The sequence below is a fragment of the Streptomyces echinoruber genome (assembly GCF_014651135.1).
Classification (GTDB): Bacteria; Actinomycetota; Actinomycetes; order Streptomycetales; family Streptomycetaceae; genus Streptomyces; species Streptomyces echinoruber.
In genome coordinates this window covers 58,540-70,810 of sequence record NZ_BMWH01000023.1, presented here as the reverse complement: position 1 = coordinate 70,810, position 12,271 = coordinate 58,540, and the positions used below count along the sequence as shown (strand labels likewise).

The window sequence follows — 12,271 nt, the reverse complement described above, 5'->3', positions numbered from 1 at the left end:
CGCGGTCGGCCTCGGGGTCAGGCGGCAGCGAGCTGCGAGGTGAAGACGCGCTCCAGCAGCGCGTACAGGGTGGCTCGCTCCTGCGGGCTGAGTCTGTCCAGGCCGGCGAGCGTGTGGTGCATCTTCCCGCGGATCACGTCGACGACCCGCTCGCCCTCGGCGGTGAGGACGACGTTCTTGACGCGCCGATCGGAGGGACTGGGCTCGCGGCGCACCAGGCCGCGCTTCTCCAGCCGGCCGACGATCCCGGTCATGTTGGAGGCGTCGCAGGTCAGCGTGGTGGCCAGGGCGCTCATGGAGGCGGGTCCCCGGCGCAGCACGTTGAGTGTCCTGCCCTGGCTGGCCGTGAGGTCCTCGCTCGCGGCGGCGACCGTGAAGTCGCCGTAGTAGGCGGCCAGCGACACCGAGAGCAGCTCCATGAGCTGGGCCGTGTCGACATGGCGGGTTGCTGTCATGTACGTCACCTTACGCCGGAAAACTTGACCATCTCAAATATCGACGGCTACCGTCCCCTCGTTGCTTGAAGTTCTCAAGCTTCCGGGTTCTCGAGTGGTTCGTCGGGTTCTCGGCGGTTCTCAGCGGTTATCGGCGCTTTTCGGCCGTTCTCAGCGGTCTTCGGCGGCCTTCGGTGATTCTCGATGGTCTTCGGTGGTTCGCCGAAGGTCCGGAGGTCTCGAGCAGGGAAGAGGTTCCGTGTCTCACGCACAGCACGCGGCGGCCCGCTCGTGTGACCGGTTGCGCGCCCCGCTGCCGGCCGGGAGCGGCGGCTTGCGTCCGCCGGTGCCGAGGAAGCCGCGCGGACGGCTCCGGGCCTGTCGACGAACCGTCCTCACCGCTCCTTCCCGTGCGACGTCCGGGAGTTGCCGTCCGGCGCTGCCGGCCAGACGCACGGGCCGGTGGCGCGGCGCAGATTTCCGCCGACGTTTCCAGCCACTCCGGAACCGTCCTCAACCAGCCGACCGGCTGACCCCGCACCTTCGGTGAAAGGCGTGTCACGATGAAGACCTCCGGCCACAGCACCCAGGCGTCCGTTGCCACCCCGGTCGACCACCGCGCGGGGGTCGCGGTGGAGACCGCCCGGTTCGTCGCGGCGGTCAAGGACGCCGACCTGGCCACAGCGGTGCCCAGCTGCCCCGGCTGGACGCTGGCCGACTTGATCAAGCACACGGGCAGTGTCCAGCGCTGGTTCTCGGTCCTGTTGCGGGCACGCGTCCAGGAACCCCCGCGCACGCGTGACGTGGACCTGCGGCTCCCGGACCAGGAGGACGGATACGTCGACTGGCTGGCCGAGAGTGCGACCGTGGCCGCGGACGCCTTCGCGGCCACCGACCCGGACCTGCCGATGTGGGCGTGGGGCGCCGATCAGCACGCCCGCTTCTGGGCGCGTCGGATGCTGTTCGAGACCCTGGTGCACCGGGCGGACGCCGAGCTGGCGCTCGGCCTGAGGCCCACGATCGACCGCCCGGCTGCGGTCGACGGGATCGACGAGTTCCTCGTCAACCTGCCCTTCGCCGCCTTCTTCGCTCCCAAGGTGGCCGGCCTCCGCGGTCCCGGCAGGACCATCCGCTTCCGTGCCACCGACGGGGACGGCGACTGGCTCGTCCGCCTGCGGCCCGACGGCTTCGGGCTCGACACGGCCCACCCCGCCGCGGACACCGCTGACGCGACCGTCCGGGGAACCGCGGCCGACCTGCTCCTGCTCGTCTACGGCCGCCTGCCCTACGACGCAGAGGTCCTCGCTCACGAAGGGGACGAGGACCTGCTCGCCCACTGGTTCGCCAACTCCGCCTTCTGAGGCGGTGCTCGGGGTCTTCGCCGGGTTTCGCTCCCGAGCGGAGCCCACGGGTCCGCCCCGCCTGCCGGCAGCGGGTCGGGACGCCAGGGCAGGTTCCGGGTCAGGCTCCGGGGAGCGCGGCCGGAGAGGGAGAGGCGATGCCCGCTGCTCGCGCGAACGCCGGTCGGGACGGGGGTTGGTGCGTCCTGGCCGCGCCCGTCCACCGCAGGTCCGGCTCCCGGGCCGGGCCGGCGGGCGCCGCTTTCCCGCGTGCGGCCCCGGACCGGTCCCGGGCGACCGCACGGCGCCCTGAGGACGGCGCCGGCCACCGGCGTGGACGTACCCGTCGGCCCGCATGCGCCGCCGCTGCGAACGCGTCGCCGGGGCAACGGTCCTGACCCGCGTCGGGGCGCACCCCCACGAGACGGGCGCAGCGGTCCACGCCTGGCCCCGGCCACGCCCTCCACCGCCCACCCGGTCCCGGCGGCCAGGAGGGACACGCGGCCGTCGGCCGAGCTCCCGCCCCGGCCCTTCCCGCCCTGAGCCCGGCCGGGACGGGCGCCGAACACGTCGGCAAAGAGGCCGGCAGACCGGATCCGGCGGCTCCACGACGGCGCGGCCGGACACCCGGCGCCGGCCGTATGCGCCGTGCCGACGCCGGCCGTATGCGCCGTGCCGACGCCGGCCGTATGCGCCGTGCCGACGCCGGCCGTATGCGCCGTGCCGGCGCCGGCCGCCCCCGGCCCACCGTCGGCCGACCGGGTTCACACGTGTCACCTCGTCTGTGACCCGTTTCACCCGGCGTCCCCCCGTGGTCTTTGGCCCGGTCAGCAGGGTGGGCCGGGGCGTGGCAGGAATCGTCAACAGACTGTCGTTGTGGACGGCTCACCGCCGGGAACAGGCTGTGATCGTGAAACAACGACGCGTTGTGGTCGTGGTCTACCCCGGCGCCCAGACCCTGGACGTCAGTGGGCCACTCGAAGTCTTCGACACCGTGAACCGACTGTTGTCCGACCCGCAAGACACCTATCGCCTGCAGTGTGTCTCTCCCGAGGCCCCGCTGGTCGCCACCTCCGCGGGCCTGGTCGTGCAGGCCGAGCCCCTGGAGGCGGGAGAAGGGGCGATCGACACCCTCCTCGTGCCCGGTGGGCCGGGCCTGAAAGAGGCCTTGGCGAATCCCTCCCTCGTCGCCTGGATCAGACGCGCCGCGGCGCGCTCCCGGCGCGTGGCCTCCGTGTGCGGAGGGGCCTTCCTGCTGGCCGAGGCCGGTCTCCTGGACGGACGGCGGGCCACCACGCACTGGGCGGTCTGGGAGCAGATGGCCCGCCGCTACCCCGAAGTGACGGTGGATCCCGAGCCGATCTTCGTCTGGGACGGCCCGTACGTCACCTCGGCGGGCGTGTCGACCGGCATCGACATGGCCTTGGCGCTGGTGGAGAGCGACCACGGGGCGGCGTACGCCACAGAGGTGGCCAAGTTCCTGGTGCTGTACCTCAAACGACCCGGCGGGCAGACGCAGTTCAGCATGGTCCTCGACGCACAGCTCACCGATCAGGAGCCGATCCGGGCCGTGCAGGACTGGGTGCAGGAAAACCTCCACCGCGCGCTGCCGGTGCCCGAACTCGCCTGCCGCGCGCGCATGAGCCCCCGTCACTTCGCCCGGGTCTTCCGGCGCGCGGTGGGGATGACGCCCGGCCAGTACGTCCGCCGTATGCGCATCGCCCGGGCTCGTCAGCTCCTGGAGGCCACCGACCTGTCGGTGGGCCAGATCGCGAGCCGGTGCGGATTCACGGCCACCGAAACGTTCCTGCGTGCGTTCGGCGCCCTCGTCGGCCTCACCCCCGCCCAGTACCGGCAGCACTTCCAGCTCCACGCACCCTCCGGCCTGCTCGTCGAACCGGCCTGGGCGGAAAGGAGGTCCGCATGACGGACCGGATACGTCTCGTGGACCACCTGGCCGCCGAACTCGACCGGATCGGCGTCCGGTACGTGTTCGGGGTCGGCGGGGCCAACATCGAGGACCTGTACGACGCGGTGCACCGTCTCCCCGGCCGGATCCGCGGCGTGGTGGCCAAACACGAGTTCTCCGCGGTCACCATGGCGGACGGGTACGCCCGGGCCACCGCGCGCCTCGGCGTCGTCGCGGCCACGTCGGGCGGCGGTGCGATGAACCTGGTTCCGGGCCTGGCCGAGGCCCATGCCTCACGCATCCCGCTGCTGGCCCTCGTGGGACAGCCGCCCACCCACCAGGAGGGCCGGGGCGCCTTCCAGGACTCCAGCGGCAAGGCGGGCTCCTTCGACGCCCGGGACGTCTTCGCACCCGTCTCACGGTTCTGCGCCCGGGTGACCGAACCCGACGCGATCGCCGGCCTGCTGGCCCGGGCGATCACCGCGGCGCAGACCGAGCCGCGGGGCCCCGCCGTGCTCATCCTGCCCAAGGACGTCCAGCAGGCCCGCATCGACGTGCCGGCGGTGGCGGGAGCCGCGGTGCCCGCAGCCACCGATGGAACCGCGGTGCCCGCAGCCACCGAAGGGGCCACGGTGCCCGCGGATACCGAAGGGGCCACGGTGCCCGCGCGGGCCGCGGGAGCGCCCGGGGGAACGGGAGCCGCCACGGCGGCGGGCGCACGGGGGAAGCCGGCACAGGCGGCCGGGGCGGCACACCCGCCCGCGGCCCCGCGGCCGGATCCCGCTTCCCTGGCCGCGGCGCTCGGCGTGCTGGAGGGCGCCTCCCGCGTCATGGTGATCGCCGGGGAAGGCGTGGCCGGGACGAGGGCGCGCGAGGAACTGGCCGGCCTGGTGCGGCGCCTGGGCGCCTGCGTGGCCGTGACCCCGGACGCCAAGGACGTCTACGACAACCGCAGCCCCCGGTTCGTGGGCGTGGCGGGGGTGATGGGCCACCGCGAGGTCGAGGACTGCCTGCGCCGGGCCGACGCCTGCCTGCTGGTGGGCACGCGCCTGCCCGTCCTGGCGCGGGGAGGGCTGGAGCCGCTGCTCACCGGGATGCCCGTGGTCTGCGTCGACCCCGAGCCGCCGTTCGTTCCGGGCATCGCCCTGCGCGGGGGAGTGGCCGTAACGCTGCGGACGCTGGAAAGCCGCGTGCGCCCGCGCCCACCGGCCTGCCCGGCCCATCGCCCGCCCTCCCTTCTGCGCGTACCTCCGCACCCGGGTGCGGCCACCGGCTACACCTCGGCGATCGCGGCGATCGCCGCGGCGCTGCCGCAGGACGCCCATGTCTTCGTGGACGCCGGCAACGTGGGGGCCGCCGCCATCCACGCCCTGCCGGCCCCCCGGGACGGGCGTTTCGTCGTGGCGGTGGGCATGGGCGGCATGGGCTACACCTTCGGCGCCGGGATCGGCGCCGCGCTGGCCACCGGCCGGCGTTCGTACGTGGTGGCCGGTGACGGGGCGTTCTTCATGCACGGCATGGAGATGCACACCGCCGTCGAATACGACGCGCCGGTCACCTTCGTCGTCCTGAACAACAACGCGCACGCCATGTGCGTCACCCGCGAGGAGATCTTCCAGGGCGGTGCCCGCCCCGAGAACGTCTTCCACCCGTCCGGCATCGCCGCCGGGGCGGCGGCGATGTTCCCCCGGCTGCGCGTCACCTCGGCCGGCGACCCGGCACAGCTGCACACCGCGTTGCTGCGCAGCAACGACGGCGGTGGCCCGGCCCTGGTCGCCATGGACCTCGACCACCGCGAGACACCGCCGTTCCAGCCCTTCCTGACCGCCGCGACGTCCTCCCCGGCCGGCCCCGGCGCCCCGCACGGCCACCACCCGCTCCACGACAAGGAGAATCTCGATGACCGACCGATCCACGTTGGCTGACGTCCCGGGCCTGGTGACGGTGGAGAACACCGGCCCCGACGAACTGGTCGCCCGCTGCCAGGAGCTGACCTCGCAGACCTACCCGCACCAGCAGGTCTACGGCGAGTACTGCACCATCCACGAGTACGTCGACTGCCCGCCAAAGGCGGCGTACGACTATCTCAGCCGCGGCCACCACCTGGAGGAGTGGACGTGCAGCCTGCGGGACTTCGAGCCCACCGGCACACCGGGGCTGTGGGTGGGCCGGGACCGGCTGGAGGAAGGCACCCGGATCTACTGCCGCGTCGAGGCCCATCCCGGCGCCATGACGGTCGACTACCACTGCGCCTGGGACCAGGGCGACGAGCTGTGGATGATCTATCTGATGAGGGTGGTCCCGGCCGCGCTCGTCCTCGGCCGCCCCGGTTCGGTGATCACCTGGACCAACTGCCGGCACCCCTACTACCGGAACAACCCGCGCCCGGACCTGGCACCGCACCCCGCCCGGCGCTGGGTGGGGGAGTACTGGGACCTGTTCTACGCCGGCCACACCCTGGAGATGAACAACCTCAAGGCGATTCTCGAGCACCGGCACCGCAACGGTCTGCCCGTCAGCACCTCCCCGGCGAAGCGGGCGGCCCGATGACGACAGTGAGCCTGACCGACGTCGCCTCGTACCTGCCCGGCGAGCCGGTCCCCGCCGCCTTCTACACCGAGCACCCGGCGGCGGAGGACAAGCTGCGCGACAGCCCGATGTTCAAAGTCCCCCCGTACCGGCACCACGTCGCCCCCGACGAGACCAACGCGGACCTGATCGAGCGGGCCGTTCAGCCGCTGATCGAACGGCACGGCCGCGCGGAGATCCGCCGCGTGGACGTCCTGCTCGTGCACAGCCAGCTGCCGGACCAGCCCTTCGTGGGCGCCGGCACCGAAGTGGCGCGCCGGCTGGGCCTGGCACCGCGGTGGCTGATCGACGTGGCCAACGCCGGCTGCGCCTCCTTCGTGCACATGCTGGAACTGGCCCGGCAGATCCTCCTCGGCGGAGACGGACGTACGGCCCTGATCTGCAACGCCCAGAGCGCCGCGGGCCAGCTGTTCACCCAGTCGCAGGTCCGGGGACTGTCCCAGGCGGCCATCCCCGGCGACGGCTGCGGAGTCGGCTACGTGACGACCTCCGCGCACGCCCCCGTCCTCGGGATCGAGGGCCGGCACATCGCCGCCCACGCCGGTGACATGACCATGGTGCGCGACGACGGGCGCAAGTACTGGGAGGCCGGTGACGCCCAGGTACGCATCGGGTTCACCGAGACCGGCGTCGCCCATGTGCTGGAGCGGGGCAACCGCCTGGTGCCGCAGGTCGTGCGGGAGCTGTGCCGGCGCCTGGACACGGACCCCACCGACATCGACTGCCTGATCACCAACCAGCCCAACCGCACCTTCCTGCAGAACTGGCGTCAGGCGCTGGGCCTGCCCGCCGAACGGCACCCCGACACCTTCGACCGGTGCGGCAACCTCTTCGGCGCCGCGATGCCCGTCACGCTCGACGACGCGGTCCGCTCCCGGCAGATCCGGGACGGCGACCTCGTGGTGCTGGCCGGATTCGCCCACGCCGGGGACTACGCCGGCGCCGCCGCCGTCCGCTGGGGGCAGGGATGGTGACGGCACTGTCCCCGTCCCCGCGTCCGCTGGGACTCAACGAGAGCCCGTACCCGCCGCTGCCGTCCGTGCGGAAGGCGATCCGGGACGCCGCCGGCCAGGCCCACCGGTACCCGCCGTTCCATCCCCACCGGCTGGCGCGGCGGATCGCCGCCTGGTGCGGCGTGGACCCCGGCGCGGTCGCGGTCGGCAACGGCTCGGTGGGCGTCGCACTCCAGCTGCTGCAGGCCGTGATCAGGCCGGGCGACCGCATGGTGTACGCCTGGCCCGGGTTCGACGCCTACCCGCTGCTGGCCCGGATGGCGGGGGCCGAGCCGGTTCCCGTGCCGCTGCTGCCCGACGGACGGCAGAACCTGACCGCCCTGGCCGAGGCGGTCGACGCGGCCACCCGCGTGGTGGTGATCTGCAATCCGCACAACCCGACGGGCAGCCTCGTCACCGCCCCCGAGCTCGCGGCGTTCCTCGCCCGCGTACCGGAGCACGTCACCGTGCTGCTGGACGAGGCATACATCGAGTTCGTACGCCACCCCGCCGTCCCCGACGGCCTCCGCCTGCCAAACGAGCGGCCGAACCTCCTGGTGCTGCGGACCTTCTCCAAGGCCTACGGACTGGCCGCGCTGCGGGTGGGCTACGGCCTGGGCGATCCCGCCCTGGTGGCGCGGGTGCGGGACCGGCAGCTGCCCTACGGCATCAACGCGGTGGCCACCGCCGCGGTCGAGGCCACTCTGGAGGCCGGCGACGAACTCGTCACGCGCGTGGACGCCGTCGTCGCCGAACGAGAACGCCTGTACCACCGGCTCACCGGGCTCGGCCTGCCCGTCCTGCCCAGCCAGGCCAACTTCCTCTGGCTCGCCGCGGGGCCCGCCCCCGGCACCGACCACGCCGCGGCGGACGCGCTCGGCACCGCCGGGATACACGCCCGTCACTGGCCCGGGGAGGGTGTTCGGCTGACAGTCGGCCATCCCGCGGACGGCGACGCGGTGCTGTCCGCCCTGTCGCCGGTGGGGAGAGGACGGGCGGAGACGGAGACCTGATCCGACGCCCGCGCGTCACCGTGCCCGAACGCAGCCGGGTGCGTCGCGGATGACGGATGACGGCGGAGCCCGGCCGGCCGGAACCGGTTCGGCCGGGCTCGTCGCGCCGCCCGTTCGCCGGTGCCCGGGTCCTGAAAGCCGGGGCCGCCGTCGCCCCGGAGGGTCCGCGCTCCGCGCCGGCACGGCGGCGGGTGATGCAGCGAGCACGGCGACGCCTGCGCGCAGGGCCCCGCGAGCCCGACATCGAATCACCGCCCTCCCCTGGGCAGGGCGCGGGAAAGCGCAGCGCTCACGTGAACCGCCAAGGAACGCGAGGAGCGCAAGGGGCGCAAGGAGCACGAGGAGTACACCGACGACTTGGTGTCCCGCGCCCCCTCATCGCCGTCCGGCCGTCCTCGGGGAGTCCGTGCGGCCGCACCCGGCCGCCCCTGTCGCCGCCCGCCCCGACGGCTCCGGCCGCCGCGGCCTCGCGCCGCTCCCGCCACCAGGCCGCGACCGGCGCGGCCACGGTACCGCCCACCGTGTAGACGCCGAGCCACGCCCGGCGCCTGGCCGCGGGGATACCGGGCGCACGGCTGGTCACCGTGCCGGACGCCGGACACATGCTCAACTGGGAGAAACCGCACGCCCTGGTGGAGGCCGTCGTCTCTCTGCACGAGGCCGGGCGCGCCGGCTGACGCGCCCGTCGACTATGGCCGAGAGCACGGTGTGATTTCCCCGCCGATGCGGCTTGGGTGGAAGGGGCCGAGCAACCGGGCCGGGCGAGGGGGAAAGGCGAGGGGGAAAAATGTACGACTACATCATCGTGGGCGCCGGATCGGCGGGGTGCGTGCTGGCGAGCCGGCTCACCGAGGACGAGAGCACGCGCGTTCTGCTCATCGAGGCAGGCCCGGTGGACGATGCCGCGGAAATCCACGTTCCGGCGGCGTTCAGCAAGCTCTTCCAGACGAAGTACGACTGGAGTTACCTCACCGAGTGCGAACCGGGGCTGGACGGCCGCCGCCGCTACCTGCCCCGGGGCCGGATGCTCGGCGGCTGCTCCTCCATGAACGCGATGATCTACATACGCGGCAATCGCCGCGACTACGACGCCTGGGCGGCCGGCGGCGCCGACGGATGGAGCTGGCAGGACGTCCTGCCGTATTTCCTGCGCGCCGAGGACTTCACGGGCGCCACGTCACCGTGGCACGCCACCGGCGGGCCTGTCACGGTCAGCGAAGGCCGTTCCCGGCATCCGTTGATGGACGCCTACGTGACAGCGGCACAGGAGGCCGGCCACCCCCGCACCGATGACTTCAACGGCCCCGAACAGGACGGCGTCGGCTACTATCACCTCACTCAGCGCGACGGTCTGCGCTGCAGCACGGCCGACGCGTATCTGCGGCCGGCCTTGCCCCGGCCGAACCTCGAGGTGCTGACCGGCGCCCAGTGCACCCGCGTGCTGCTCGACGGCGGCCGTGCCACCGGCGTCGAGGTGGACCGGGACGGCGAACTGCTGAGCCTGCGCGCCGAACGGGAGGTCGTGCTGTCGGCCGGTGCCTACAACTCGCCGCAGCTGCTCATGCTCTCCGGTATCGGCCCGGGCGGTGAACTGGCGGCCCACGGCATCACGCCCCGCGTCGACCTCCCCGTGGGGGAGAACCTGCAGGACCATCCGCACGTCGGTCTGAGCTGGCTCACCGACACCGAGTCGCTGTTCACCGCAGGAACGCCGGACAACCTCCGCCTGCTGGAGACCGAGGGCCGCGGCCCGCTCACCTCGAACGTCGGCGAGGCCGGCGGGTTCCACCGCACCCGCGAGGGACTGGATGCCCCGGACATCCAGGTGCACGCCGCGCCGGTGATGTTCCACGAGGAGGGCATCAGCCCCGTGACCGACCACGCCTTCATGATCGGCGCGGCTCTGCTCACCCCCACGAGCCGGGGTAGGGTCTCCCTGCGCTCGGCGCTCCCCAGCGCCAAGCCGCACATCCTGCACAACTACCTGACCACCGAAGAGGACCGCGCCACGATGGTCCGGGCGCTGCGGATGCTGCTCGACATCGCCGACCGGCCCAGCCTGGCCAAGCACCGCCGGGCCGACTTCCGCGTACCGCGCTCCACCGACGACGCCGGCCTGCTCGACTTCGCCCGGCGTGAGGTGCAGACCCTGTACCACCCGGCGGGCAGCTGCTCCATCGGGCCCGTGGTGGACTCCCGGCTCGGTGTGCACGGCGTGAGCGGGCTGCGGGTGGTGGACGCCTCGGTGATGCCCACCGTGGTGCGGGGCAACACCAACGCCCCCACGATCATGATCGCGGAAAAGGCCGCCGACATGATCCGCGGTCTTCCTGCACCGGCGTGACGGCGCCGTCAGACACGGACCTGTCCGGGCCCGTCCTCTCCCCTCGGCTCCCGACGGGCCCCTGACCGGCCCGTCGGAGAACCGGGTGGGCCGCTGCTCCCCGCCGCCGGCCGTGGAAAGGGAGCCGTCGCAGGTGCCCTGCCGAAGAGCGCGCCGGTACGACGGCCCATGCCGTCGCACCAGGCGGGGGAGGGGGAGGGCCGGCGAGGTGCGTGTGCTGTGCCTCGGCCGCGGCCTGCCCTCCCGCGGGCGCGCGCCGGGAGGACGCCCCGCACGCCACCCGAACCGAGCCGGTCCACCAGGACGCAGCGGCCCGTGGACGGGGGAGGCGTGTCGCGACGATCCGGGCCGCTCCCGTCCAGTGGCGTTCACAGGCGAGGGCCCCGTCGGCGAGGAAGAACTGCCAGGCACGGGCGCCTTCCGCGGCGACCGCGCGGTCCCGGTGCGCCTCCGGATTGGCCGGCCAGGCCCGGAAGGTGGGGCCGAAAGGCCCGATCAGGTTCTCGGCGGCGAGAACTTTCAGCCCGGCGTCGTTCAGACACCGGAGACCTCCGGCCAGGGTCCGCACGCGCAGCCGCGGTGTGACGTAGCGGTGGACGAACGCCTCGTCCTGACGTGCCCGGTGGGCCTTGGCGGCGTAGACGTCGTGGGCCGGGAGGAGGCCACCGGAACGCAGCAGGGCGTGCAGCCGGCGCCCGTACGATGCCGGTTCGCCCCGGCCGAGACGCCGGGTGACCTCCATGCCCGCAAGGGCGTCGTACGGGCCGTCGTCCACCTCTCGGTAACCGCACAGCAGCACTTCCACCAGGCCGGTGAGACCCGCGCGTGCGATGCGGTGACGGGCGCGGCGGCCTGCTTGCGGGCGAGGATCACACCGACCGCCCGGACGCCGTAGTGCTCGGCGGCGTGCGTGAGGAGGGAGCCCCAGCCGCAGCCGACATCGAGCAGTCGCGCCCCCGGCCGCAGCCGGAGTTTGCGGCAGATCACGTCCAGCTTCGCGCGCTGCGCGCCGTCGAGGTCCTACAGGTGAGCGGGGCTGGGCCAGTAGGCGCAGGAATACGCTATGGAAGGACCCAGAATCGCTTCGTCCAGGCTGTTGCCCGCGTCGTAGTGATGGCGTACGGCGGCGACCCGGCGCGTGTGCCGGCCGCTCTCCGCCCGTGGCCGGGAGGGAGGCAGCGGCCAGGTTCCCGTCTGCCGCACGCAGCCCAGCACCTCCAGGGCGCCGAGCAGCGTCTGCCGCGGCCGACGCGCTGCCGTCCGCGGACTCACGACGAGCACCAGGGGCAACGCGAGGTGCAGGAAGCCGGTCAGGTCCCGCCGGTGACGCGCAAATCGAGCAGCGCCGGCGGCGGAACGCCCCTGCGATTCGTCGGCCCGACGTGCAGGGCGCCCCTGCCCGGCTGGGACTTGAAGACCACAACATGGTCCAGTTCTCACGTTTTGACCGATATCTCATGGTTAGACGATGAGGGAGGCATCCTCATCGGCCCTCGATAACGCCAGATGGTCCGGCGGTGAGCGAGGGTCGGGTCATGCAGACACCGCAACACAGGCCGCGCGTACCACCGCCGATCAGGCCAGGACAGGCCGGACAGATCACCGAATAGGCCCGTCAGCCCGGACAGACCGCCATCGACGGAGCCCGCA

8 protein-coding genes and 1 pseudogene are annotated in these 12,271 nt (G+C 73.1%); 7 read left to right on the top strand and 2 right to left on the bottom strand.

Annotated features, from left to right (window positions below; translation table 11 throughout):
• Positions 1-17: 17 nt before the first annotated feature.
• Positions 18-455, bottom strand: coding sequence for a MarR family winged helix-turn-helix transcriptional regulator (locus IE225_RS23905; protein ID WP_229879955.1), 438 nt, complete (start codon positions 453-455; stop codon positions 18-20).
• 542 nt (positions 456-997) lie between these two features.
• Between IE225_RS23905 and IE225_RS23900 the strand changes: the two genes are divergently transcribed.
• From IE225_RS23900 to IE225_RS23865, 7 genes are all read left to right on the top strand, one after another.
• The gene (locus IE225_RS23900) at positions 998-1,795 is read left to right on the top strand and encodes a maleylpyruvate isomerase family mycothiol-dependent enzyme (RefSeq protein ID WP_190059657.1); all 798 of its coding nucleotides are present in this window, start codon (positions 998-1,000) and stop codon (positions 1,793-1,795) included.
• Positions 1,796-2,684: 889 nt separating this feature from the next.
• Positions 2,685-3,701, top strand: a complete 1,017-nt coding sequence (locus IE225_RS33440; RefSeq protein WP_229879954.1) for a GlxA family transcriptional regulator — start codon at positions 2,685-2,687, stop codon at positions 3,699-3,701.
• The gene (locus IE225_RS23890) at positions 3,698-5,608 is read left to right on the top strand and encodes a thiamine pyrophosphate-binding protein (protein ID WP_190059655.1); all 1,911 of its coding nucleotides are present in this window, start codon (positions 3,698-3,700) and stop codon (positions 5,606-5,608) included. Before IE225_RS33440 ends, IE225_RS23890 begins: the two co-directional genes overlap by 4 nt.
• Positions 5,583-6,233, top strand: a complete 651-nt coding sequence (locus IE225_RS23885; RefSeq protein WP_190059654.1) for an SRPBCC family protein — start codon at positions 5,583-5,585, stop codon at positions 6,231-6,233. Before IE225_RS23890 ends, IE225_RS23885 begins: the two co-directional genes overlap by 26 nt.
• On the top strand, positions 6,230-7,246 hold the full coding sequence (locus tag IE225_RS23880) for a 3-oxoacyl-ACP synthase III family protein (protein ID WP_190059653.1): 1,017 nt from the start codon (positions 6,230-6,232) through the stop codon (positions 7,244-7,246). Before IE225_RS23885 ends, IE225_RS23880 begins: the two co-directional genes overlap by 4 nt.
• Positions 7,240-8,277 carry an aminotransferase class I/II-fold pyridoxal phosphate-dependent enzyme gene (locus IE225_RS23875; protein WP_190059652.1) on the top strand — a complete coding sequence of 346 codons (1,038 nt, stop codon included), beginning with the start codon at positions 7,240-7,242 and terminating at the stop codon, positions 8,275-8,277. Before IE225_RS23880 ends, IE225_RS23875 begins: the two co-directional genes overlap by 7 nt.
• 787 nt (positions 8,278-9,064) lie before the next feature.
• Positions 9,065-10,621: a GMC family oxidoreductase gene (locus IE225_RS23865; protein WP_190059651.1), complete on the top strand. Its 1,557-nt coding sequence runs from the start codon at positions 9,065-9,067 to the stop codon at positions 10,619-10,621.
• Here IE225_RS23865 and IE225_RS33435 read toward each other — a convergent pair.
• Positions 10,566-11,824, bottom strand: a pseudogene (locus IE225_RS33435) (class I SAM-dependent methyltransferase). The gene IE225_RS23865 and the pseudogene IE225_RS33435 sit on opposite strands and share 56 nt — an antisense overlap.
• Positions 11,825-12,271 lie beyond the last annotated feature (447 nt).

Excerpts from the sequence above, each read along its gene's own strand:
- IE225_RS23905 (WP_229879955.1), bottom strand. The coding sequence starts at position 455 with ATGACAGCAACCCGCCATGTCGACACGGCCCAGCTCATGGAGCTGCTC.
- IE225_RS23900 (WP_190059657.1), top strand. The coding sequence starts at position 998 with ATGAAGACCTCCGGCCACAGCACCCAGGCGTCCGTTGCCACCCCGGTC.
- IE225_RS23890 (WP_190059655.1), top strand. The coding sequence starts at position 3,698 with ATGACGGACCGGATACGTCTCGTGGACCACCTGGCCGCCGAACTCGAC.
- IE225_RS23885 (WP_190059654.1), top strand. The coding sequence starts at position 5,583 with ATGACCGACCGATCCACGTTGGCTGACGTCCCGGGCCTGGTGACGGTG.
- IE225_RS23880 (WP_190059653.1), top strand. The coding sequence starts at position 6,230 with ATGACGACAGTGAGCCTGACCGACGTCGCCTCGTACCTGCCCGGCGAG.
- IE225_RS23875 (WP_190059652.1), top strand. The coding sequence starts at position 7,240 with ATGGTGACGGCACTGTCCCCGTCCCCGCGTCCGCTGGGACTCAACGAG.
- IE225_RS23865 (WP_190059651.1), top strand. The coding sequence starts at position 9,065 with ATGTACGACTACATCATCGTGGGCGCCGGATCGGCGGGGTGCGTGCTG.